Source organism: Pseudomonas sp. MT92 (assembly GCF_058792515.1).
This window is the reverse complement of the sequence record NZ_JBXAFA010000006.1, coordinates 1-23722: the sequence shown is the minus strand read 5'-3', so window position 1 is coordinate 23722 and position 23722 is coordinate 1. Positions and strand designations below refer to the sequence as shown.

Sequence of the window (23722 nt, the reverse complement as noted above, 5' to 3'; positions counted from 1 at the left end):
TACTTGCGCATCTAACCTTTCAGCTTCTTTACGACCCTGTCGCAAACGGCTTGCTAGATGTCGCAAATTTACAGCCCCGATGCAACAGGACGGACAACTTTAATGCTGTTTCTGGGCTTGAGCATCGGTAAAAAGAGTCCCTGGTGAAACGTTTGAATCTCCATCGGGCTACCTGCCACTGTTTTTTTTTGGTCTCAAGGTTCCCGCTTCCAGCGGTGTCCTCATAGACGATGTGGGTGCTAATGCAACAAATGTGCACAAACCAGCTTTTTGCTGATCTTTTTTTCTGAATGCCTGCCTGGTGCGCCAAAACCTCATAAAACCGGGGGGTTCATGCTTCCGTTATTCGTGCTTGACGCCATGGTTTGCATCGTGTTGATCGCGATGTACGGCGGCGTGACAACCAAAAACGTTACCGGTTCACCCCGTCAGTGGGTAAATGGCGGATGTCGAAGCATTCAGCGTAGACGCATTGTGCGGTTTTGGTGCAAATAATTTTATGCGCTGTACTGAATTCGTACAGTTACGCGTTTGTCACGCCCTGAACGGATAGGTATTTGCTGGTCATTTCGCTATTCGTTTTGCTGGCATCGGGTCAGTAATGGTGCGTTTCGCCATGAAATGTCTCATCTCGGGGCGCGCGTCGGCCCTTTGCAGGCTCTCGGGCGGGCTTCGACAATGGTTGCTCGTGAAGCCGGCGACATTCGCAGGTATGCTGCCGACCAGTCGCTTGGTGCGCGATCTTTCGGGGTGGGCGCTAAGCTGAAAATTGATGACCAGGCGGGAGTGCACTCAGTGTTCGCTTTAGATCCACGACTTCAACAAGACACGTTGCCGATTGGCGATTTCCCGCTATGTCGGTTGCTGTTGTCCAATGATTCGAATTATCCCTGGTTCATCCTGGTCCCTCGCCGCGACGATATCAGTGAGATATTTCAGTTGGATGTCGCCGATCAGTTGCGGCTCTGGCAAGAAACCACTGCGCTGGCCGAGGTGCTCAAGGACTCGTTCGGCGCCGACAAGTTGAATGTCGCGGCCTTGGGCAACGTTGTCAGCCAGTTACACATGCATGTGATCGTGCGCAAGCGTGAGGACGCCGCCTGGCCGGCTCCGGTCTGGGGCAAGCACCCGGCCAAACCCTACAGTGCCGAGCAGGTCGAGGTGATTCGAGATCGGCTGCGTCTGGTGCTGACCAGTAATTTTTCGTTCGTGGAGGGCTGAATCATGAGCCTGGAAGATCGCATTACCGATCTGGAGAGCCAGTTGGCGTTTCAGGATGACACCATTCAGGCATTGAATGATGTGGTGGCGGCACAGCAGCGTGCGGTTGAGCGCCTGCAACTGCAAATGGCCGCATTGCTCAAGCGCCAGGAAGAAATGGCCGGCCAGTTCGAGTCGTTCGAGGAAGAGGCGCCACCGCCACATTATTAAGGCCCAGGCGCCGGCAATAACAAACCGCGAACAGCCTGGCTGTTCGCGGTTTTTTTATGCCTTGAATCAGCGTCGCGGCAGAGCGGCGATCACATCTTCGGCTTGCAGGCCCTTGTCACGGTTCATGACGGAGAACTCCACGCGCTGGCCTTCGACCAGGACGCGGTGGCCTTCACCGCGAATGGCCCGGAAGTGCACGAAAATATCGTCACCGGAGTCGCGGGAAATAAAGCCGAAGCCTTTCGACGTGTTGAACCACTTGACGGTGCCGGTATCGCGGTTGCTCATGTCATAGCCAGGCGAAGTGGTGGCCGGTGACGATTTGTAAAAACTGACCGCCAGGTGCAAAACAACGGCAATCAGGGCAGCGACCAGGCTGAACAGAACGGCAGGTTGACCGGCGATCACCGGCATCGGTGCGATCAGCGTCAGTGTTTGCAGGACAACAGCCAGAACCAGCAGGGCGCTGACCAGGTTCTGCAATTGATGGCGCGGGCCTTTGTTCCAGTAAGGGATAACAGGAGCGAGAGTAAGGTTTAGCAGGCCGAAAAAGGCCAGGTACAGTGCGTCGGGTTGTTGCAGGTAAGGTACGGCTTCGGATCGCAGGCTAGGGATGAAGGACAGCAGCAGAGCCGCTGCGCCCATTAGCAGGTGGACGATTTTCAACATTTTGATTAACTCACGTTAAGACGGATCACAAGGAAGAGCTGATCGAGCACGGTTCGCTTCAGAACAATAAGAGGCGTTGGGCACGTACCCGTTGTCAGCCTATGCGCGGCGCCCGGAAAATATAGGGGTCAGCGACACACCGCCTATTTAACAGCAAAGCCAGTAGCTACTCAAATCAGGGAGTCCAGCGGTGCATGGGCGGCGATTTTTCGTGGGATGAAAAGGGGGGGCAGGGCTGCGGCGGGGGGGAGGGCTTGCTAGAGTGATCCTGCACCTGTCGGATGAATTTCGTCACCTCTAGGGGAAAAACATGGCAATCGATATCGGAATCAGTGAAGAGGACCGCAAGTCCATCGTCGATGGATTGTCGAGGCTGCTGTCGGACACTTACGTACTTTATTTGAAAACCCATAACTTCCATTGGAACGTCACCGGTCCCATGTTTCGGACCCTGCATTTGATGTTCGAGGAGCAATACAACGAGCTGGCACTGGCGGTCGACTTGATTGCCGAGCGAATTCGCGCACTCGGATTTCCGGCGCCTGGTGCCTATTCAGTCTATGCGCGCCTGTCTTCCATTAAGGAAGAAGAAGGTGTTCCAGCCGCCGAGGACATGATCAGGCAATTGGTCGAAGGCCAGGAGGCAGTCACACGTACGGCTCGAGGCATCTTTCCATTGCTGGAAAAAGTCAGTGACGAGCCCACGGCTGACCTGCTGACCCAGCGTATGCAGGTTCATGAGAAGACCGCCTGGATGCTGCGCTCACTGCTGGCTGAGTAACTCATTCTGTGCGCGGACGACACCCGGCGGGTGTCGTCCGCGCGCTGTCTTGTCTTTTTTCGGCAATACGCCCTGATGCTGGAATGACCCTTGTACTTGGGGGCGTAGGAAAAACCACGGAGTAGGACGCTCTCCATGATCTGCCTTCAGTTGTTGGCTTATCCTACGTGGATGGTCATAAAGTCATCTGGATATAACTTTGCCCTCGCGGTTTTATAAGCACACAAATTGCGCTTATGAAAGCCCGGAATGGCAAAGGAGTGTCAACGGTATGGATTATGAGGACAGGCGAAACGAGCAGAGGAGCGGTCCGCTCACAGGCAAAAGGATTGATCCGTTTGTCAGCGAATTCGATATGGGGCTGGCCCGGCCCTTGTCCCGGTCGGTGCGGCTCAATGGCTTCGCCACCTGTTTGCGGCTTGAGCAGGTTTACTGGGATATCCTGGGCGATATGGCCAGGATCAACTGTTGTTCGGTCAGTGCATTGTTGTCCCACGTGGATCGCGAAGTGCATTTGCGTCATGGAGGGGTGAAGAATTTCAGCGGTCTGGTGCGTGTTGTCTGTGTCGTGCACAGTCGCAAGGAAGGGCGTTGCATGGTGATGGCCTGACTGTCTCAGTGGAACAGCGGTGTGTCGATCTGTGCAGTCTTACGGCTGCACAGGCTGCATTTAATGGATATAATCCCGCGCTTTGCCGTAAAACCGAGTGTAGACGGTAGCAATCTGATCACCGAGACAAACCTCATGCCGATGTACGATTATCAATGTGCTTCCTGTGGTCATCAGTTGGAAGCCATTCAAAAGATCAGCGACGCACCGCTGGTCGACTGCCCTGCATGCCAGGCGCCAGAGCTTAAGAAGATGCTGTCCATGCCGGGTTTCCGCCTGAGCGGTACTGGCTGGTACGAAACCGATTTCAAGACCGGTTCCAAGAAGAACCTGGCCGGCGGCGACAAAGCTGACTAGGGTCTGGACCTGAGTTGAACGACACGTGCGAGCCCTTGCATCATATGCCGACTGGTATATACGCAGGGCCTCCAACCGAATTTCGAATTACGAGAAGTGAAACCACGACCATGATGCGCAGCCATTATTGCGGCCAACTGAACGAAAGCCTGGACGGCCAGGAAATTACCCTTTGCGGATGGGTCCACCGTCGCCGTGACCACGGTGGGGTGATTTTCCTCGATATCCGTGATCGTGATGGTCTGGCCCAGGTCGTATTCGATCCGGACCGCGCTGAAACCTTCGCCGCCGCCGACCGCGTGCGCAGCGAGTATGTCGTGAAGGTCACCGGTAAGGTTCGCCTGCGTCCGGCCGGTGCTACCAACGCCAACATGGCGTCGGGCATGATCGAAGTCCTCGGCTACGAGCTGGAAGTGCTGAACGAGTCGGAAACACCGCCGTTCCCGCTGAACGAGTTCTCCGACGTTGGCGAGGAAACCCGCCTGCGCTATCGCTTCCTTGACCTGCGTCGCCCGGAAATGGCCGAGAAGCTGCGTCTGCGTTCGCGCATGACCACCAGCATTCGTCGCTACCTGGACGAAAACGGTTTCCTCGACGTCGAGACGCCGATCTTGACTCGCGCCACCCCTGAAGGCGCGCGCGACTACCTGGTGCCGAGCCGTACCCACGCCGGTTCGTTCTTCGCCCTGCCTCAATCGCCGCAGCTGTTCAAGCAACTGCTGATGGTCGCCGGCTTCGATCGTTACTACCAGATCGCCAAGTGCTTCCGCGACGAAGACCTGCGTGCCGACCGTCAGCCGGAATTCACCCAGATCGACATCGAGACCAGTTTCCTCGATGAAAAAGACATCATGGGCCTGACCGAAGGCATGATCCGCAACCTGTTCAAGGAAGTGCTGGATCTGGAGTTCGGTGAGTTCCCGCACATGACCTTCGAAGAGGCTATGCGTCGTTACGGTTCCGATAAGCCGGACCTGCGTAACCCGCTGGAACTGGTTGACGTTGCCGATCAGCTCAAGGAAGTCGATTTCAAGGTGTTCAGCGGCCCGGCCAACGACCCGAAATGCCGCATCGCCGCCTTGCGCGTTCCTGGCGGTGCCAGCATGCCACGCAAGCAAATCGACGATTACACCAAGTTTGTCGGCATCTACGGCGCCAAGGGCCTGGCGTACATCAAGGTCAACGAGCGCGCCAAGGGTGTCGAAGGCCTGCAGTCGCCAATCGTGAAGAACATCCCTGAAGCCAACCTCAACGTGATTCTCGATCGCGTCGGTGCGGTCGACGGCGACATCGTGTTCTTCGGCGCCGACAAGTCGAAGATCGTCAGCGAAGCCCTGGGTGCTCTGCGGATCAAGCTCGGCCACGACCTGGACCTGCTGACCTGCAAGTGGGCGCCAATGTGGGTCGTCGACTTCCCGATGTTCGAAGAAAACGACGACGGCAGCTTTAGCGCCTTGCACCACCCGTTCACCGCGCCGAAGTGCACCCCGCAAGAGCTGGAGGCCAACCCGGCAGCCGCTCTGTCCCGCGCCTACGACATGGTTCTGAACGGTACCGAGCTCGGTGGTGGTTCGATTCGTATTCACCGCAAAGAGATGCAACAGTCGGTGTTCCGTCTGCTGGGGATCAACGAAGCCGAACAGGAAGAGAAATTCGGCTTCCTGCTCGACGCCCTGAAGTACGGCGCGCCGCCGCACGGTGGCCTGGCTTTCGGTCTGGACCGCCTGGTGATGCTGATGACCGGCGCCCAGTCGATCCGTGAAGTGATTGCTTTCCCGAAAACCCAGAGCGCGGCGGATGTCATGACTCAGGCGCCGGGGCAGGTGGATGCCAAGGCATTGCGCGAACTGCATATTCGTCTGCGCGAAACGCCTAAGGCTGAGTAAGACTGGCCTGAAGGGCGCATCTTCGGATGCGCCTTTTCTTTATAAGGGTCGAAATTTTTTTTGCCGGCCGACGCGATGCCGCGTGGCGGGTAATGTGTCAAAGAGAATTCGGAGCGAGTTATGGCAGGTCATTCCAAGTGGGCGAACATCAAGCACCGCAAAGAACGTCAGGATGCCAAGAGAGGCAAGATTTTCACCAAGTGGATTCGTGAGCTGACCGTCGCGGCCCGTCAGGGTGGCGGTGATCCGGGCTCCAACCCGCGTTTGCGCCTGGCCCTGGACAAGGCCCTGGGTGCGAACATGAGTCGCGATATCATTGATCGGGCCATTGCCCGAGGCACCGGCGCGGCAGACACTGACGATGTGGTCGAGTTGACCTATGAAGGTTACGGCCCGGGTGGTGTAGCGGTGATGGTCGAGTGCATGACCGACAACCGCAACCGCACGGCGGCGGCGGTACGCCATGCGTTCAGCAAGTGCGGCGGCAACCTGGGTACCGACGGTTCGGTCGCCTACCTGTTCGAGCGCAAGGGTCAGATCTCCTTTGTGCCTGGCGTTGATGAAGACGCACTGATCGAAGCGGCCATGGAGGCTGATGCCGATGACGTGGTGACCAATGAAGATGGTTCCATCGACGTGTTCACCTCGTTTGCCGGTTTCTATTCCGTGCGTAACGCGCTGGAAGCGGCCGGGTTCAAGGGTGATGACGCGGAAATCGTCATGCTGCCGACCACCAGCGCCGAGCTGGATCTGGAAGGCGCCGAGAAAGTCCTCAAAATGATCGACATGCTCGAAGACCTGGATGACGTACAGAACGTTTACTCCAACGCGGATATTCCAGAGTCGGTGGCCGCACAGCTCGGTTGATTTTGCCTTTGTAGGAGCGAGCCTGCTCGCGATGAGCCCGAGAGCGGCGCGCTAATTCAGTTAGCCCGCGTCATCGTTCGCGTCCATCGCGAGCAAGCTCGCTCCTACAGGTTCGACACTTGGTTTTTTTCAATACCCGCAGGCGTTATGACTTTAATTCTAGGTATCGACCCCGGTTCGCGTATCACCGGTTATGGCGTGGTGCGCGATACCGGCCGAGGCTGCGTTTACGTGGCGTCGGGCTGCATTCGCACGGGGTCGGGCGAGTTGCATGAGCGCCTGCAAATCGTTTATCGCGGCGTTCGCGAGGTCATCCAGACCTACGGTCCGGTGACCATGGGCATCGAGAAGGTGTTCATGGCACGTAACGCCGACTCGGCTTTGAAACTCGGACAGGCTCGCGGCGCGGCCATTGTCGCTGGTGCCGAAGAAAACCTGGAAATTGCCGAATACACCGCAACCCAGGTCAAGCAAGCGGTAACCGGGACGGGCGGGGCAAACAAAGAGCAGGTGCAAATGATGGTCATGCATATGCTGAAGCTGACCAGCAAGCCGCAAATCGATGCCTCGGATGCCCTGGCCATTGCCATTTGCCATGCTCACACCCGTTCCAGCCTGTTGCCCCATGGTCTGGGCACGGCACGCAGTCGTGGCGGGCGCTTGCGTCTCTGATAGCATCAACAGTCAATTTTATGGAATGAAGGTTTTTCGCCTGTGTCGTCGGCGCAAAATCCTTGTTCTGTCAGTCGCTGGCCTCGCGCTGGCCAACGCTCAAGGATCTGTAACGTGATTGGACGCTTGCGCGGCACACTGGCTGAAAAACAGCCGCCGCATCTGATTCTCGATGTAAACGGTCTGGGGTATGAGCTGGAAGTGCCCATGACTACGCTGTATCGGCTGCCGTCGGTCGGTGAACCGCTGACGCTGCATACCCATTTGGTCGTACGCGAAGACGCGCAGTTACTCTATGGCTTCGTCGGCAAGCGCGAGCGAGACTTTTTTCGCGAGTTGATCCGTCTCAATGGGGTTGGACCGAAATTGGCGCTGGCCTTGATGTCGAGTCTGGAGGTCGACGAGTTGGTCCGTTGCGTGCAATCCCAGGACACCTCGGCGTTGACCAAGGTGCCGGGCGTGGGCAAGAAAACCGCGGAGCGCCTGCTGGTCGAACTCAAGGATCGCTTCAAGGCCTGGGAAACGGTGCCGGCGATGTTTGCCCTGGTGCCGAACCAGCCAGATGGCCCGGCCCCGGTGAATACTGCTGAAAGCGATGCAGTCAGTGCGCTGATTTCCCTGGGTTACAAGCCTCAGGAAGCCAGCAAGGCGATTTCCGCGATCAAGGAGAAAGGATTGAGCAGTGAAGACCTGATTCGTCGTGCCCTGAAGGGAATGATCTAAGTGATTGAAGCTGATCGTCTGATCGCCGCAACGGGTGGTCCCCGTGATCGCGAGGAAGTCCAGGACCGTGCGATACGCCCTGTCAGCCTGGCCGAGTACATCGGTCAGCCGACCGTTCGCGAGCAGATGGAGTTGTTCATCCAGGCGGCCCGCGGGCGCAGTGAGTCCCTGGACCACACGCTGATTTTTGGTCCGCCGGGCCTGGGTAAAACCACCCTGGCCAATATCATCGCCCAGGAAATGGGGGTTTCGATCAAGAGCACTTCTGGGCCTGTGCTGGAGCGCCCGGGTGACCTCGCCGCGCTGCTGACCAATCTTGAACCCCATGACGTGCTGTTCATTGACGAAATCCATCGACTGTCGCCGATTGTCGAAGAAGTGCTATATCCGGCCATGGAAGATTTCCAACTCGACATCATGATCGGTGAAGGGCCGGCCGCACGCTCGATCAAGCTGGATCTGCCGCCCTTCACCCTGGTCGGTGCGACCACGCGGGCGGGGATGCTGACCAATCCGTTGCGTGACCGTTTCGGGATCGTGCAGCGTCTGGAGTTCTACAGCACGGCCGATCTGGCCACGATTGTCAGTCGTTCAGCGAACATCCTCGGTTTGCCGCTGGATCCGGAAGGCGCCTTTGAAATCGCCCGCCGTGCCCGGGGTACCCCGCGAATTGCCAATCGCTTGCTGCGTCGTGTGCGGGATTTCGCCGAAGTTCGCGCCAAGGGGCACATCACCAAGCCGATTGCCGACCTGGCATTGAACCTGCTGGATGTCGATGAGCGTGGTTTCGATCACCAGGATCGACGTCTGTTGCTGACCATGATCGAGAAGTTCGATGGCGGGCCGGTCGGGGTCGACAGTCTCGCCGCAGCCATCAGCGAGGAGCGTCACACCATTGAAGACGTACTTGAACCCTATCTGATTCAGCAGGGCTACATCATGCGCACGCCGCGGGGAAGGGTGGTGACGCGGCATGCATATCTGCATTTCGGCTTGAACATTCCGTCACGATTGGGCGAGATGCCCGTGATAGACGAGTTCCTTGATGCCGTGGACGATTAATAACCTTTGCGCGCTGATTTATTCGGGCATTGTGCTGTCCTAGGACCGTACTTTTGCAAGAAAGCCGCAGAACAATGAAAAACAGTTGTCTCGCCGGATTGGCAACCTGAGGAGTAAGCACTAGAGTATGCGCGCGCAAAACGGGCTTGAGCCTTTCGCACATCGTTGTCGCGTTTATTACGAGGACACCGATGCGGGCGGCATCGTGTATTACGTTAATTACCTCAAGTTTATGGAACGGGCTCGAACCGAGCGGCTACGAGAACTGGGTTTTGCCCAATCGCAGCTGGCAGGGGAGGACCTGTTGTTCGTCGTGCATTCCAGCGAAGCGCGTTACCACGCGCCGGCGCGACTGGACGACGAACTGTTGGTAAGCGCTGAAGTAATCGAATTGAACCGTGCCAGCCTGCGCTTTAAACAGCAGGTCAGGCGGGCTACGGATAATGTGCTGCTCTGCGAGGGGCAGTTTTTGGTGGCCTGTGTGCGCACTAACAGTTTGAAACCCCGGGCCATTCCCGAAGCTCTACGAGCGGCCTTTGCCGACGTGAGCGGCGCGGGTACACACTCAAAGCAGGAGATAAAGCGTGGAAGCTAACGTCGTCGACCATTCCTCCATGTGGAGCCTGGTCAGCAATGCCAGTGTCGTGGTGCAACTGGTAATGCTGATCCTGGTAGCCGCATCGGTGACCTCGTGGATCATGATCTTTCAGCGCAGCAATCTGATACGCGCTGGCCGACGTGCCCTGGAGAGCTTTGAAGAGCGCTTCTGGTCGGGTATCGACCTGTCCAAGCTCTACCGTCAGGCCGGCAGCAACCCGGACCCGGATTCGGGGGTCGAGCAGATCTTCCGCGCCGGTTTCAAGGAGTTCTCCCGTCTGCGTCAGCAACCAGGCGTCGATCCTGAAGCCGTCATGGAAGGCGTGGCTCGTGCCATGCGTGTCGCCATTTCCCGCGAAGAAGAAAAGCTCGAGCAGAGTCTGCCATTCCTGGCCACCGTCGGCTCCGTCAGCCCGTACATCGGTCTGTTCGGTACCGTGTGGGGCATCATGAACTCCTTCCGTGGCCTGGCGACTGCCCAGCAAGCAACGCTGGCGACTGTGGCGCCCGGTATCGCCGAAGCCCTGGTCGCCACCGCGATTGGTCTGTTCGCCGCCATCCCGGCCGTTATCGCTTACAACCGCTTCTCTGCTCGCAGCGAAACCCTGCTGAGCCGTTACTACACCTTCGCCGATGAATTCCAGGCGATCCTGCACCGCAAAGTGCACACCAGCGAAGAATAAGCAGGTAATTTCCAATGGCTTTAATCGCTCGAGCTCGACACAAGCGCAAGCCGGTCGCCGAGATGAACGTGGTGCCCTACATCGACGTGATGTTGGTACTGCTGGTCATCTTCATGGTGACCGCGCCGATGCTCAATCAGGGCGTGAAAGTTGATCTGCCCAAGGTTTCCAGTGAGGCCTTGCCGCAGGACAACAACACCCAGGTCCTGACCATTTCGATCAAGGCTGACAAGACCTATTACTGGAATCTTGGCAGCGAAGTCGATACAGAGAAGCAGCAGGACAGGGCCATGACCTTGCCTCAAATGACCGATGCGGTGACCAAGATCATTCGCGCCGGCAACGAGGGCGGCAAGCACACCCAGGTCTTCATTCGCGGCGACAAGTCCGTCGATTACGGCTCTGTCATGGGCGCCATGGGCGGATTGCAGAAAGCCGGGGTCGGTAATGTTGGCTTGATTACCGAGGCGCCCTGATGCAACAACAGCGAGAGCCGTCCGCCTCGGAAAGCTACTTCTGGCCTAGTGTCTGGGCGATTGGCTTGCACGTGCTGGTGTTCGGCATGCTGTTCGTCAGTTTCGCCATGACACCGGAACTGCCGCCGGCCAAGCCGATTGTCCAGGCGACCTTGTACCAGCTGAAATCGAAAAGTCGGGCGACCACCCAGACCAATCAGAAGATTGCCGGTGAAGCGCAGAAATCTGCGGCGCGTCAGACCGAAGTCGAACAGATGGAACAGAAGAAGGTCGAGCAGGAAGCGGTGAAGGCTGCGGAACAAAAGAAAGAAGAAGCGGCTCAAAAGGCCGAGGAAGCCAAGAAGGCCGCCGAGTCTAAGAAAGCGGAAGAGGCGAAAAAGGCTGATGAAGCCAAGAAAGCCGATGAAGCGAAGAAGACCGCCGAAGCCAAGAAGGCAGAAGAGAAACAATTGGCTGATATAGCCAAGAAGAAAGCGGAAGAAGAAGCCAAGAAGGCTGCTGAAGAAGAGGCCAAGAAAGCGGCCGCTGAAGAAGCCAAGAAGAAGATTGTCGAAGACGCGAAGAAGAAAGCCGCGGAAGACGCCAAGAAGAAAGCTGAAGCTGAAGAGGCGAAGAAGAAAGTCGCCGAAGAAGCGAAGAAGAAAGCTGCTGCCGATGCTGCGAAGAAGAAAGCGCAGGACGCGGCACGTAAATCCGCCGAGGATAAAAAGGCTCAGGCCCTGGCAGATTTGCTTTCCGACACGCCGCAGCGTCAGCAGGCCTTGGCCGATGAGCAGGGCGACGAAGTCGCCGGCAGTTTCGATGACCTGATTCGGGCTCGTGCAGCGGAAGGCTGGGCTCGTCCACCTTCGGCCCGCAAAGGCATGACGGTCGTGTTGCAAATTGGCATGTTGCCGGACGGTACGGTGACTTCGGTCAGCGTGGCCAAGTCCAGCGGTGACGGTCCATTTGACGCATCGGCTGTAGCGGCGGTGAAGAATATTGGACGTTTGACAGAAATGCAGGGAATGAAGCCGAGCGATTTCGCTCCGTATCGTTCATTCAAGATGACATTCACACCTGAGGATCTAGCCTTGTGAGAAACCTTCTTCGAGGAATGCTGGTCGTTATCTGCTGCATGGCAGGGATGGCGATGGCAGATGAGAAAAACATTCTGGTCACCAGCGGCAGCGATCGGGCTACTCCGATCGCCGTTGTCCCGTTCGGCAACCAGGGCGGCAGCGTGCTGCCGGACGACATGGCCGAAATCATCGGTAACGACCTGCGTAACTCGGGTTACTACTCGCCGATTCCCAAGCAGAACATGATCAGCCAGCCAAGCCAGGCCAGCGAAATCATCTACCGTGACTTCAAGGCGCTGGGCGCCCAGTACGTCATGGTCGGTAGCATCGTTCCTGCCGGCGGTCGCCTGCAGGTTCAATACGCACTGTTCAACGTCGCCACCGAGCAGCAAGTGCTGACCGGTAGCGTGTCGGGTGGCGTCGATCAACTGCGCGACATGGCGCACTACATCTCCGACCAGTCGTTCGAAAAACTCACCGGTATCAAAGGTGCGTTCTCGACTCGTCTGCTGTACGTGACCGCCGAGCGTTTCTCCGAGAAGAACACTCGCTACACGCTGCAGCGTTCGGACTATGACGGTGCTCGCGCCGTGACGCTGCTGCAATCGCGTGAACCGATCCTGTCGCCGCGTTTCGCACCGGATGGCAAGCGCATCGCCTACGTTTCGTTTGAGCAGAAGCGCCCACGCATCTTCATGCAGAACATCGACACCGGTCGCCGTGAGCAGATCACCAACTTCGAAGGCCTCAACGGTGCGCCAGCCTGGTCGCCAGATGGCAATCGCCTGGCATTCGTATTGTCGAAGGACGGTAACCCTGACATCTACGTGATGAACCTGGGTTCGCGTCAGATCACCCGTGTCACCAACGGTCCAGGCATCAACACCGAACCGTTCTGGGGCAAGGATGGTTCGACCATCTACTTCACTTCCGACCGTGGCGGCAAGCCGCAGATCTACAAAACCAGCGTGGGCGGTGGTGGTGCCGAGCGTGTGACCTTCATCGGTAACTACAACGCCAACCCTAAATTGTCGGCTGACGAAAAGACCCTGGTGATGATTCACCGCCAGGACGGTTTCACCAATTTCAAAGTGGCGGCCCAGGATTTGCAGCGCGGTAGTGTAAAAATCCTCACTGATAGCACTCTGGACGAGTCGCCCACTGTCGCGCCCAACGGCACCATGGTAATCTACGCCACCCGCCAGCAGGGCCGGGGAGTCTTGATGCTCGTGTCCATCAATGGACGCGTAAGGCTCCCGCTTCCTACCGCTCAAGGCGAAGTCAGAGAACCTTCCTGGTCCCCTTACCTGAACTGACGCGGCGCTATACGTTTTACTTAACACACTGGGGTTCATTAGGAGTTTCACGATGGAAATGCTGAAGTTTGGTAAATTTGCTGCGCTGGCTCTGGCCATGGCTGTAGCTGTAGGTTGCTCGTCCAAAGGCGGCGACAATGCCGGTGAAGGCGCTGTAGATCCAAACGCTGGTTACGGCGCAAACACTGGTGCAGTTGACGGCTCCCTGAGCGAAGAAGCTGCTCTGCGCGCAATCACCACTTTCTACTTCGAATACGACAGCTCGGACCTGAAGCCAGAAGCCATGCGCGCTCTGGACGTTCACGCCAAAGACCTGAAAGCAAACGGCGCTCGCGTTGTTCTGGAAGGCAACACCGACGAACGTGGTACTCGTGAGTACAACATGGCACTGGGCGAGCGTCGTGCGAAAGCCGTTCAGCGCTACCTGGTACTGCAAGGTGTTTCCCCAGCTCAGCTGGAACTGGTTTCCTACGGCGAAGAGCGTCCAGTTGCTACCGGCAACGACGAGCAGTCCTGGGCTCAAAACCGTCGCGTCGAACTGCGTAAGTAATTCGTCATGCGAACGTGCCGTCGTGCTGTAACTGTTCTGGCTCTCAGTCTCGCACCGCTTTCGGTGTGGGCTGCGGTTCCTGTGGTCGATAACAACTCCGGTTATAACAATAGCGGGAGCAGTTATCCGCCTGCAGGTTACGGTACGAACGGCGCCTATGCCGGGGGAGGGGTTTCGGCCCCTGTCTCGGCACAGGGCGAGCTGTTCAACCAACTGCAATCGATGCAGCAACAAATCGAGCGTCAGCAAGGCGCGATCGAGGTTCTGCAGAATGATGTAGCGCGCATGAAGCAGGAAAACCTGGAGCGATACCAGGACCTGGATCGGCGCATAGGAACCGGCGCTGCACCGGCCGCGACTCCTGAGAATTCTTCTACCGGTGGCAATTTGAACGCCCCCGTTGCTGCAGCTGGCGCAGGTGCGGGAGCGGCTGCCGCTCAAGCACCCGCCGCGGGTAGCGAACCGGCGGACCCGGCGAAGGAAAAGCTCTATTACGACGCAGCCTTCGACCTGATCAAGGCCAAGGATTTCGACAAGGCCAGTCAGGCTTTCGCCGCGTTCTTGCGCAAATACCCGAACAGCCAATACGCGGGTAATGCCCAGTACTGGTTGGGCGAAGTCAACCTGGCCAAAGGTGATCTGCAAGGCGCAGGTCAGGCGTTCGCCAAGGTTTCGCAGCTGTACCCGAAGCACGCCAAGGTGCCTGATTCGCTGTACAAGCTCGCTGACGTAGAGCGCCGTCTCGGTCACACCGACCGCGTCAAAGGCATTCTGCAGCAGGTGGTTTCCCAGTATCCGGGCACTTCCGCCGCTCAGCTGGCTCAACGCGATCTGCAGCGCATGTAAGCCTGCTTGACCCGTTTCGAAGAAACCCGCGCTTGTCGCGGGTTTTTTCGTTAGAATTCACCCCCTTTTTCTGAAACACGCTTTTTGGGATCTGCGCATTGCCGGGGTCCCTTGAAGTGCCTGACGGAGGCGGACAGCCTGTTTAGCTGTTACGCCCGTGGCGACTATGCAAGACACATTGAGAATTACCGAAGTTTTCTACTCGTTGCAGGGTGAAACTCGGACCGCCGGCCTGCCCACTGTTTTTGTGCGTCTGACCGGTTGCCCGTTGCGTTGCCAATACTGTGACAGTGCCTACGCCTTCACCGGCGGAACCATCCGCACGCTCGACGATATTCTTGAGCAAGTGGCTGGTTTCCGTCCGCGTTATGTTTGTGTCACTGGCGGCGAGCCTCTGGCACAACCCAACGCCATTCCATTGCTCAAGCGGTTGTGCGATGCCGGTTACGAAGTGTCACTGGAAACCAGTGGTTCTCTCGATATATCGGCGGTAGATTCCCGCGTCAGTCGCGTCGTCGACCTGAAAACGCCAGGTTCGAACGAGGCGCATCGCAACCGTTACGAGAACATTGAGCTGCTCACGCCCAACGATCAGGTGAAGTTCGTCATCTGCTCGCGGGAAGACTATGACTGGTCCGTGTCCAAATTGATCCAGTACGGTCTTGATCGGCGCGCCGGCGAAGTCCTGTTCTCGCCTAGTCACCATGACCTTAATGCTCGGGACCTGGCTGACTGGGTGGTGGCGGACAACCTGCCAGTGCGTCTGCAATTGCAGCTGCATAAATATCTTTGGAACGACGAACCGGGGCGCTGATATGACAGAACAACTGAACACTGCTGAAAAACGTGCAGTCATCCTGCTTTCCGGAGGTTTGGACTCGGCGACTGTCGTGGCCATGGCCCGCGCCGATGGCTACAGCTGCTACACCATGAGCTTCGACTATGGTCAGCGGCACCGTGCCGAATTGCACGCTGCCGAACGTGTTGCTCGTGATTTGGGTGTGGTCGAGCACAAGGTGATCGGACTGAACCTGAATGGCATTGGCGGGTCGGCGCTGACCGACAGCAGCATCGACGTGCCGGAAGCGCCGAGCGAAGGCATTCCGGTGACTTACGTCCCGGCACGCAACACGGTGTTTCTCTCGCTGGCGCTGGGTTGGGCGGAAGTGCTGGGCGCGCGTGACATCTTTATCGGCGTGAACGCAGTCGACTACTCCGGTTACCCTGATTGCCGTCCCGAGTTCGTCGAAGCGTTCGAGCGCATGGCCAATCTGGCTACCAAGGCCGGCGTAGAAGGGCAGGGCTTCCGCATCCAGGCGCCACTGCAAAACCTGAGCAAGGCGCAGATCGTCCAGGCTGGCGTGAAGCTCGGTGTGGACTACAGCCTGACCGTTTCCTGTTATCAGGCCGACGATAATGGTCGTGCCTGCGGTAAGTGCGACAGCTGCCGGCTGCGTGCGGAAGGCTTTGCAGCGGCCGGAATCAGCGACCCGACACCTTATTTTTAAATTATTTTAAAAAAGGTGTTGAATAGTCCTTAAAAATCAGTATTATACGCGCCACCACACAGCGGGTCGTTAGCTCAGTTGGTAGAGCAGTTGGCTTTTAACCAATTGGTCGTAGGTTCGAATCCCACACGACCCACCATTTTCAAGCTGTTTTAAAAGTCTGGAAGGCCCACGAAAGTGAGGATTTCCGGATTTTTTTTTGCCTGCGATTTAGGTCCGCCCCGTTCTTGGGCTGCACTGCGTGACGCAGGTCAGAATCATCTTTTGCATCCCCGGGATATTCTGTAGCCTTGCCCAGCTTCAACACTGTCCGTGCCTGATGAATACCCACTTTCCCGGCGGTACCCCTGAAGGGTCCGGAGCCGGGTGTATACTCGACTTTCGCGCGAATGCGCCTGCAGGTCTTGCGAACATGACGCAGATTTCCGAACGCCTTCTGGTTCAAGCCCACCTCGACGCCAAGCAGCCCAAGCCGCTGACCGCCGATGAGGAAGCCTATTACCGTGCCGCTATCGCTGCCGAGCTCAAGGCTCAGGATGCAGTGCTGGTGGCTCACTTCTATTGTGATCCGATCATTCAGGCCCTGGCTGAAGAAACCGGGGGCTGTGTCTCCGATTCGCTGGAGATGGCCCGGTTCGGCAATGCCCATCCGGCCAAGACCGTCGTGGTCGCCGGTGTGAAGTTCATGGGCGAAACCGCCAAAATCCTCAACCCGGAAAAGCGCATCCTGATGCCGACCCTGGAAGCGACTTGTTCGCTGGACCTGGGTTGCCCCGTCGACGAGTTTTCCGCGTTCTGCGATCAGCACCCCGAGCGTACGGTGGTGGTTTATGCCAACACGTCAGCAGCGGTCAAAGCCCGGGCGGATTGGGTGGTGACGTCCAGCTGCGCGCTGGAGATCGTCGAGAGTCTCATGGATAACGGCGAAACGATCATCTGGGGCCCGGACAAGCACCTGGGCACCTACATTCAGCGCCAGACCGGCGCCGACATGCTGCTTTGGGATGGTGCCTGCATCGTTCACGAGGAATTCAAATCCAAGCAGCTCGAAGACATGAAGGCGCTGTATCCCGATGCGGCGATTCTGGTGCACCCGGAATCGCCGACGTCGGTGATCGAGCTGGCGGATGCCGTTGGCTCCACCAGTCAGCTGATCGCGGCGGCGCAGAGCCTGCCGAACAAGACTCTGATTGTCGCCACTGACCGTGGCATCTTCTACAAGATGCAGCAGCTGTGTCCGGACAAGGTCTTTATCGAGGCGCCAACGGCCGGTAACGGCGCGGCATGCCGCAGTTGTGCGCATTGCCCGTGGATGGCGATGAATACCCTTGAGCGCACGCTCAAGAGCTTGAAGGAGGGGGCGAATGAGATCTTTGTTGATCCTGCGCTGATTCCACAGGCGATCCGACCGCTGAAGCGCATGCTCGATTTCACCCATGCGGCGCGGATGAAACTGGCGGGCAACGCCTGAGTTCAATCAGCGAGTAGAAAAAACTGTGGGAGCGAGCCTGCTCGCGATGGCGGACTGTCAGTCACATGCATGTTGACTGATACGCCATCGCGAGCAGGCTCGCTCCCACAATGATTTGTGCGGTGCGAATTTATTTGGACTTCTTTGGAATCCGCACCAGCCGGGTATTGGAATACATGTCATGCCAACTGCGTTTCTGCTTGTCGAACAGCGACCAGAAAAAACCCAGGCCGACACATAGCAGTGATGCGATGGCAACCACGAAGCGCAGCAAAGCCTGCCACAGGCTGATCGCTGAGCCATCGGCATTCTGCACGCGGATGCACCAGACCTGCATTCCCAGCGTCTGCCCAGACCAGGTCCAGAACTTGGCGAAAAAGCCGAACAGTACGAACAGGAGCACTGTCGACAGCAATGGATCGCCATCCAGTGCGCCGGATTCGGTGAGGGCGCGCATTTTGTCTTCGCCGATGATCGCCATTTGAATCATCTTGTAGATGCCGCTGGTGACGATCAGCAGCGCGGTACACAGCAGGAAGTCGTAGAACATCGCGGCCAGGCGACGACCCAGGCCAGCGACAGGAAAATCGCCCTGAGGAGTAAGCAGGTGTTTCGACATGGCAGGCTCTCGGCGAAAAAAGAAGCCATTTTACGGATTTGCGCGCACAAAAAAGCCCCTGATGTCAGCATCAGGGGCTTTTTCGTTACAGAAAATTAGGCTTCTGCGATGACTTCGTCAGCCTGCATGCCTTTCTGGCCTTGCACGGCGATGAAAGTCACTTTTTGGCCTTCTTTCAGGCTCTTGAAGCCGTTGCCCTGAATGGCGCGGAAATGTACGAACAGATCCGGACCGCTCTCTGGAGTGATAAAACCAAAACCTTTCTCGTCGTTAAACCACTTGACGGTACCGCTCTGACGTTGGGACATTTCTTATTTCCTTTGACGCTAAAATTGATGACAGCCTCCTTCTCATGAAAGAGTACTGGGGCTGGTTGCAGGAGAGTAAGAAGACGTCGAACGGGATGTAGCTAACTTGTAGGCTACTGCCCAGGTCACGATTCCAAGCGACCCATGCAAACACAGTGAACAAACTCTACGCCAACTACGGGAGAAAAAACAAGCCCCCGCGAAGCCCCCGGTTTTGCTCAGTTTGAGCAATTTTCCGGGCCGTTAGTGGCTGCGTTATTCGTTATGCTTGTTCAATTGTTTTCGATCGTTATAAGCAAAGTTCATAATCGAAGCTTAGATTCAAACAGTGCACTATTTTATGGCGGTTGCGTTACACATTAGTGCACTGTTAACGCAACCGCGTTACTTATAGGAACAGTCAATCAGCCGCGATAGTAGCGTTGTGGAACAAATGGCATTTTGCTTACAAGCAAAGGAACCTTTTTCCCACGAACAATCGCCCAGACCGGCGTATCGAGCGCGATATAAGCGCTGTCGAGGTAACCCATCGCCAAAGGACCGCCGAGGGTCGGCCCGAAACCGCCGCTGCAGACGCTGCCGATGATCTCGCCGGCTTCGTTGACGATCTCTGCGCCTTCGCGCACCGGGGTGCGTTCCTGTGGCAGCAGGCCGACACGTTTGCGGCCGACACCGGTCTGTTGTTGGGCGAATACCGTCTCGGCGCCGGGGAAGCCACCGGCCCGTGCGCCATCGGCACGGCGTGGCTTGGAGATGGCCCACAACAGGCTGGCTTCGATCGGAGTGGTGTCGGTGTTCATGTCGTGGCCATACAGGCACAGACCGGCTTCCAGGCGCAGCGAGTCGCGCGCGCCAAGGCCGATGGCTTCGACTTCAGGTTCGGCCAGCAGGGCGCGGGCCAGGGCTTCGGCGTGTTGTGCCGGCACGGAGATTTCGAAGCCGTCTTCACCGGTGTAGCCCGAGCGGCTGACAAAACACTCCACGCCCAAAAGCTTCACTCGAGTGAACTGCATGAATGTCATCTTCGCCACTTCCGGCGCCAGGCGTGCCAGGACAGTGACGGCCGCCGGGCCTTGCAGTGCGAGCAGCGCGCGTTCTTCGAACAGGGGCTCGATGGTGCACTGATCGCCGATGTGCTTGCGCAGGTGCGCCAGGTCCTGATCTTTACAGGCGGCGTTGACCACCAGGAACAACTCGTCGTTACCCAGGTTGGCGACCATCAGGTCGTCGAGGATGCCACCGCTCTCATTGGTGAACATCGCGTAGCGCTGCATGCCCACCGGCAGGTCGATGATGTCCACAGGCACGAGGGTTTCCAGAGCCTTGGCGGCATTGGCGCCGGTCAGGCGGATCTGGCCCATGTGCGACACATCAAACAGGCCGGCCTGGTCGCGGGTGTGCTGGTGTTCTTTCATCACGCCCAGCGGGTATTGCACAGGCATGTCATAGCCCGCGAACGGAACCATGCGTGCGCCGAGCTCGATGTGCAGGGCGTGCAACGGGGTTTTCAACAGTTGTTCGGTGGACATATTCAGCTCCTGAAGAAGTGTGCAGGTGAGCGCACATCAGCACTCGATAATGTTGACCGCGAGACCGCCACGGGCGGTCTCCTTGTATTTGCTTTTCATGTCGGCGCCGGTCTGGCGCATGGTGCGAATGACCTTGTCGAGGGAGACGAAATGTTGGCCGTCACCACGCATGGCCATGCGCACGGCATTGATGGCCTTGACCGATCCCATGGCATTGCGCTCGATGCAAGGCACCTGCACCAGTCCGCCAATCGGGTCGCAAGTCAAGCCGAGGTTGTGTTCCATGCCGATTTCCGCGGCGTTTTCCACTTGCTGAACGCTGCCGCCGAGGACTTCGCAAAGCGCGCCGGCCGCCATGGAGCACGCCACGCCCACTTCACCCTGGCAACCGACTTCGGCGCCCGAGATCGAGGCGTTTTCCTTGTACAGGATGCCGATGGCCGCGGCGGTCAGCAGGAAACGCACGACCCCGTCATTGTTCGCGCCGGGAATAAAGCGCATGTAGTAATGCAGCACGGCCGGAATGATCCCGGCCGCACCGTTTGTGGGGGCCGTGACCACGCGTCCGCCGTTGGCGTTTTCTTCGTTGACGGCCAGGGCGTAGAGGTTGACCCAGTCCAGCACGGAGAGTGGATCGCGCAAGGCGGACTCGGGGTTGCTGCACAATTGCCGATGCAGCGCTGCCGCACGACGTTTGACCTTCAAGCCGCCAGGCAGGATGCCTTCGTTGCGGCAGCCGGCGGCGACACAGTCCTGCATCACTTGCCAGATTTTCAGCAGACCGGCGCGGGTTTCCGCTTCCGGACGCCAGGCGCTTTCGTTGGTCAGCATCACCTCGCTGATCGACAAGCCATAGGTGGTGCAGTGGCCGAGCAGGTCCTTGGCACTTTTGAAGGGAAAGGTCAGGGGCGTGGCATCTTCAACGATGCGGTCGGCGCCTGCCGCGTCTTCATCGACGACAAACCCGCCGCCAACCGAGTAGTACTCGCGGCTGCGAATTTGCAGGCCTGCCGCATCGAACGCGCGGAAGATCATGCCGTTAGGGTGATAGGCCAACGGCTTGCGAATCATGGCCAGGTGTTCTTTCTCGTTGAACGCAATGCTGTGTTCGCCGAGCAGGTTCAAGCGTCCGTTGCCGCGAATCTCTTGCAGGCGGGCGGTCACGGTTTCGGTGTTTACGGTGTCCGGGTGTTCGCCCTCCAGGCCGAGCAACACAGCCTTGTCGCTGCCGTGGCCCTTGCCGGTGGCCCCCAGAGAACCGTAGAGCTCGACCTTGACACAGGTCGTTGTTGTCAGCAGTCCATCACGGCGCAAGCCTTCGGCGAAACGCGCGGCGGCACGCATCGGGCCAACGGTATGGGAGCTGGAAGGGCCGATGCCAATCTTGAACAGGTCGAACACGCTTAACGACATGGTTGTTCTCCGGTTTCTTGTTATAGGCGCGCGCCAGCGCGCGAGCGCTAAGCGGCAAGCAACAAGCTGCACGTTAAAGCCGATCGGCTCTTTCTTGCAGCTTGAGGCTTGCCGCTAGAGGCTGCTTTTCTTAAGCGTAGCTTTCGATCGACGGGCAGGCGCAAACCAGGTTGCGGTCGCCGAATACGTTGTCGACCCGACCGACCGGTGGCCAGTATTTGCCTTCGATCAGCGACGCTACCGGATAAACCGCCTGCTCCCGGCTATACGGATGCGACCACTCGCCCACCAACTCCGCCGCGGTGTGCGGGGCGTTTTTCAGCGGGTTGTCGTCCTTGTCCAGGGTGCCGTTTTCCACCGCGCGGATTTCCTCGCGGATGCGGATCATGGCGTCGCAGAAGCGGTCCAGTTCTTCCTTGGATTCGCTTTCGGTCGGCTCGATCATCAGCGTGCCGGCCACCGGGAAGGACATGGTCGGGGCGTGGAAGCCGAAGTCGATCAGGCGCTTGGCCACGTCGTCGACGCTGATGCCGCTGCTGTCTTTCAGTGGGCGCAGGTCGAGGATGCACTCGTGGGCCACCAGGCCGTTGCTGCCGGTGTAGAGCACCGGGTAGTGCTCTTCGAGGCGACGGGAGATGTAGTTGGCATTGAGGATCGCCAGCTGCGAGGCGCGCTTGAGGCCGGCGCCGCCCATCATGCGGATGTACATCCAGGTGATCGGCAGGATGCTCGCGCTGCCGAACGGCGCGGCGCACACCGCGCCTTGCTTGCGGTCCATCTGCGCGTGGCCTGGCAGGAACGGCGCCAGGTGCGATTTCACGCCGATCGGGCCGACGCCCGGGCCGCCACCGCCGTGGGGAATGCAGAAGGTCTTGTGCAGGTTCAGGTGCGAGACGTCGCCGCCGAACTTGCCCGGTGCGCAGAGGCCGACCATGGCGTTCATGTTGGCGCCGTCGATGTACACCTGGCCGCCGTTGTCATGAATGATGCCGCAGATTTCGCGGATGCCTTCCTCGAACACGCCGTGGGTCGACGGGTAGGTGATCATCAGCGCGGCGAGGTGTTCGCGGTGCTCGATGGCCTTGGCGCGCAGGTCTTCGATGTCGACGTTGCCACGGGCATCGCAGGCGGTGACGACCACGCGCATGCCGGCCATGTTGGCGGTGGCCGGGTTGGTGCCGTGGGCCGAGGACGGGATCAGGCAGATGTCGCGACGGTCTTCGCCACGGCTCTGATGGTAGGCACGAATGGCCAGCAGGCCAGCGTACTCACCCTGGGAACCGGCGTTCGGCTGCAGGGAAATCGCGTCGTAACCGGTGGCGGCGCAGAGCATCGCTTCCAGTTCGTCGGTCAGTTGCTGGTAGCCGGCGCTTTGCTCGGCCGGGGCGAACGGGTGCAGGGCACCGAACTCGGCCCAGGTCACCGGGATCATTTCGCTGGCGGCGTTGAGTTTCATGGTGCAGGAACCCAGCGGGATCATGGTGCGATCGAGCGCCAGGTCCTTGTCCGCCAGTTTGCGCAGGTAGCGCATCAGCTCGGTTTCCGAGTGATAACGGTTGAACACCGGGTGGCTGAGGATCGGCGACTGACGCACCAGCGCGGCCGGGATCGTCGCTTGAGTGGCGGCGGCGAGGGCGGCGAAGTCCGGCAGGGTTTTGCCACTGGACAGCAAGGCCCACAGGGTTTCGACGTCGGCCTGGGTGCTGGTTTCGTCGAGGGACAGGCCCAGACGCTCGGCATCGACCACGCGCAGGTTGATCTGCCGGGCGTGCGCCTGTTCGTGCAGTTGGGCGGTGTCGGCGCCGGTCTTGATCGTCAGCGTGTCGAAGAAGTGTTCCTGCTCAACGTTCAGGCCCAAAGCGCTCAAGCCCTTGGCCAGGATCGTGGTCAGCTGATGCACACGGTTGGCGATCTGCGTCAGGCCTTTCGGGCCGTGATAGACGGCGTACATGCTGGCGATGTTGGCCAGCAGCACCTGCGCGGTGCAGATGTTGGACGTGGCCTTCTCGCGACGGATGTGTTGTTCGCGGGTCTGCATCGCCAGGCGCAAGGCCGGCTTGCCGAAACGGTCCACCGAGACACCGACCAGACGGCCCGGCATGTCGCGCTTGAACGCATCCTTGGTGGAGAAGTACGCCGCGTGCGGGCCACCGAAGCCCAGCGGTACGCCGAAACGTTGGGCGCTGCCGATGGCCACGTCGGCGCCGAACTCGCCCGGCGGGGCCAGCAGGGTCAGGGCCAGCAGGTCGGCGGCCACGGCCACCAGGGCGTTGGCGGCGTGGAAACG

Annotated in this window: 26 protein-coding genes and 1 tRNA gene; 21 read left to right on the top strand and 6 right to left on the bottom strand. The window is 58.5% G+C overall.

The annotated features are described in order from the left end of the window. Window positions 1-795 precede the first annotated feature (795 nt). Together AC1Q6D_RS12725 and AC1Q6D_RS12720 are read left to right on the top strand one after the other, a co-directional pair. Window positions 796-1221, top strand: a complete 426-nt coding sequence (locus tag AC1Q6D_RS12725; protein ID WP_103403975.1) for an HIT domain-containing protein — start codon at window positions 796-798, stop codon at window positions 1219-1221. Window positions 1222-1224: 3 nt separating this feature from the next. Further along, window positions 1225-1431: a SlyX family protein gene (locus AC1Q6D_RS12720; protein ID WP_047532516.1), complete on the top strand. Its 207-nt coding sequence runs from the start codon at window positions 1225-1227 to the stop codon at window positions 1429-1431. 66 nt (window positions 1432-1497) lie between these two features. Here AC1Q6D_RS12720 and AC1Q6D_RS12715 read toward each other — a convergent pair whose 3' ends face one another. Then, the gene (locus AC1Q6D_RS12715) at window positions 1498-2100 is read right to left on the bottom strand and encodes a cold-shock protein (RefSeq protein ID WP_047532515.1); all 603 of its coding nucleotides are present in this window, start codon (window positions 2098-2100) and stop codon (window positions 1498-1500) included. Window positions 2101-2410: 310 nt separating this feature from the next. Between AC1Q6D_RS12715 and AC1Q6D_RS12710 the strand changes: the two genes are divergently transcribed. From AC1Q6D_RS12710 to nadA, 19 genes are all read left to right on the top strand, one after another. Further along, on the top strand, window positions 2411-2881 hold the full coding sequence (locus tag AC1Q6D_RS12710) for a Dps family protein (RefSeq protein ID WP_047532514.1): 471 nt from the start codon (window positions 2411-2413) through the stop codon (window positions 2879-2881). Between the two features lie 271 nt (window positions 2882-3152). After that, on the top strand, window positions 3153-3491 hold the full coding sequence (locus AC1Q6D_RS12705) for a ribbon-helix-helix domain-containing protein (RefSeq protein ID WP_103406788.1): 339 nt from the start codon (window positions 3153-3155) through the stop codon (window positions 3489-3491). 135 nt (window positions 3492-3626) lie between these two features. Further along, the gene (locus AC1Q6D_RS12700) at window positions 3627-3848 is read left to right on the top strand and encodes an FmdB family zinc ribbon protein (RefSeq protein WP_007977333.1); all 222 of its coding nucleotides are present in this window, start codon (window positions 3627-3629) and stop codon (window positions 3846-3848) included. Between the two features lie 110 nt (window positions 3849-3958). Further along, complete coding sequence (gene aspS / locus AC1Q6D_RS12695) at window positions 3959-5734, top strand: aspartate--tRNA ligase (RefSeq protein ID WP_047532512.1); 1776 nt, start codon at window positions 3959-3961, stop codon at window positions 5732-5734. 120 nt (window positions 5735-5854) lie between these two features. Beyond that, window positions 5855-6601 carry a YebC/PmpR family DNA-binding transcriptional regulator gene (locus tag AC1Q6D_RS12690; RefSeq protein WP_103406787.1) on the top strand — a complete coding sequence of 249 codons (747 nt, stop codon included), beginning with the start codon at window positions 5855-5857 and terminating at the stop codon, window positions 6599-6601. 147 nt (window positions 6602-6748) lie between these two features. Beyond that, window positions 6749-7273 carry a crossover junction endodeoxyribonuclease RuvC gene (ruvC, locus tag AC1Q6D_RS12685; protein ID WP_034149140.1) on the top strand — a complete coding sequence of 175 codons (525 nt, stop codon included), beginning with the start codon at window positions 6749-6751 and terminating at the stop codon, window positions 7271-7273. 114 nt (window positions 7274-7387) lie between these two features. Next, window positions 7388-7996, top strand: a complete 609-nt coding sequence (gene ruvA, locus AC1Q6D_RS12680; RefSeq protein ID WP_047532510.1) for a Holliday junction branch migration protein RuvA — start codon at window positions 7388-7390, stop codon at window positions 7994-7996. Further along, the gene (ruvB, locus tag AC1Q6D_RS12675) at window positions 7997-9058 is read left to right on the top strand and encodes a Holliday junction branch migration DNA helicase RuvB (RefSeq protein ID WP_047532509.1); all 1062 of its coding nucleotides are present in this window, start codon (window positions 7997-7999) and stop codon (window positions 9056-9058) included. It abuts the gene before it with no gap. A 127-nt stretch (window positions 9059-9185) separates the two neighbouring features. After that, window positions 9186-9653, top strand: coding sequence for a tol-pal system-associated acyl-CoA thioesterase (gene ybgC, locus AC1Q6D_RS12670; RefSeq protein WP_047532508.1), 468 nt, complete (start codon window positions 9186-9188; stop codon window positions 9651-9653). Next, window positions 9643-10338, top strand: a complete 696-nt coding sequence (tolQ, locus tag AC1Q6D_RS12665) for a protein TolQ (RefSeq protein ID WP_047532507.1) — start codon at window positions 9643-9645, stop codon at window positions 10336-10338. The genes ybgC and tolQ overlap by 11 nt, the downstream gene beginning before the upstream one ends. A 23-nt stretch (window positions 10339-10361) precedes the next feature. Next, window positions 10362-10814: a protein TolR gene (gene tolR / locus AC1Q6D_RS12660; protein ID WP_161793955.1), complete on the top strand. Its 453-nt coding sequence runs from the start codon at window positions 10362-10364 to the stop codon at window positions 10812-10814. Continuing rightward, window positions 10814-11893, top strand: a complete 1080-nt coding sequence (gene tolA / locus AC1Q6D_RS12655; RefSeq protein WP_047532505.1) for a cell envelope integrity protein TolA — start codon at window positions 10814-10816, stop codon at window positions 11891-11893. The genes tolR and tolA overlap by 1 nt, the downstream gene beginning before the upstream one ends. 17 nt (window positions 11894-11910) lie before the next feature. Next, window positions 11911-13191 carry a Tol-Pal system beta propeller repeat protein TolB gene (tolB, locus tag AC1Q6D_RS12650; RefSeq protein WP_162842395.1) on the top strand — a complete coding sequence of 427 codons (1281 nt, stop codon included), beginning with the start codon at window positions 11911-11913 and terminating at the stop codon, window positions 13189-13191. Between the two features lie 52 nt (window positions 13192-13243). After that, complete coding sequence (pal, locus tag AC1Q6D_RS12645) at window positions 13244-13741, top strand: peptidoglycan-associated lipoprotein Pal (RefSeq protein ID WP_003178634.1); 498 nt, start codon at window positions 13244-13246, stop codon at window positions 13739-13741. Between the two features lie 6 nt (window positions 13742-13747). Continuing rightward, window positions 13748-14587, top strand: a complete 840-nt coding sequence (gene ybgF, locus AC1Q6D_RS12640; protein WP_090464623.1) for a tol-pal system protein YbgF — start codon at window positions 13748-13750, stop codon at window positions 14585-14587. 166 nt (window positions 14588-14753) lie between these two features. Beyond that, window positions 14754-15401, top strand: a complete 648-nt coding sequence (gene queE, locus AC1Q6D_RS12635) for a 7-carboxy-7-deazaguanine synthase QueE (protein WP_047532495.1) — start codon at window positions 14754-14756, stop codon at window positions 15399-15401. Window position 15402: 1 nt separating this feature from the next. Further along, window positions 15403-16095: a 7-cyano-7-deazaguanine synthase QueC gene (gene queC, locus AC1Q6D_RS12630; protein WP_103406786.1), complete on the top strand. Its 693-nt coding sequence runs from the start codon at window positions 15403-15405 to the stop codon at window positions 16093-16095. Window positions 16096-16158: 63 nt separating this feature from the next. Beyond that, window positions 16159-16234, top strand: a tRNA-Lys gene (locus AC1Q6D_RS12625). Window positions 16235-16507: 273 nt separating this feature from the next. After that, entirely contained in the window at window positions 16508-17566 is a 1059-nt protein-coding gene (nadA, locus tag AC1Q6D_RS12620; protein WP_047532491.1) for a quinolinate synthase NadA, read from the top strand. Window positions 17567-17696: 130 nt separating this feature from the next. Here the strand turns inward: nadA and AC1Q6D_RS12615 are convergent, their stop codons facing one another. From AC1Q6D_RS12615 to gcvP, 5 genes are all read right to left on the bottom strand, one after another. Beyond that, the gene (locus tag AC1Q6D_RS12615; RefSeq protein ID WP_103406785.1) at window positions 17697-18185 is read right to left on the bottom strand and encodes an RDD family protein; all 489 of its coding nucleotides are present in this window, start codon (window positions 18183-18185) and stop codon (window positions 17697-17699) included. A gap of 95 nt (window positions 18186-18280) precedes the next feature. Next, window positions 18281-18493 carry a cold-shock protein gene (locus tag AC1Q6D_RS12610; RefSeq protein ID WP_010220199.1) on the bottom strand — a complete coding sequence of 71 codons (213 nt, stop codon included), beginning with the start codon at window positions 18491-18493 and terminating at the stop codon, window positions 18281-18283. A 404-nt stretch (window positions 18494-18897) separates the two neighbouring features. Further along, window positions 18898-20022, bottom strand: a complete 1125-nt coding sequence (gcvT, locus tag AC1Q6D_RS12605; protein ID WP_103406784.1) for a glycine cleavage system aminomethyltransferase GcvT — start codon at window positions 20020-20022, stop codon at window positions 18898-18900. Window positions 20023-20058: 36 nt separating this feature from the next. After that, the gene (locus AC1Q6D_RS12600) at window positions 20059-21435 is read right to left on the bottom strand and encodes an L-serine ammonia-lyase (protein ID WP_103406783.1); all 1377 of its coding nucleotides are present in this window, start codon (window positions 21433-21435) and stop codon (window positions 20059-20061) included. A 130-nt stretch (window positions 21436-21565) separates the two neighbouring features. Continuing rightward, on the bottom strand, window positions 21566-23722 hold a 2157-nt coding region (gene gcvP / locus AC1Q6D_RS12595; RefSeq protein WP_492618469.1), incomplete at its 5' end, for an aminomethyl-transferring glycine dehydrogenase.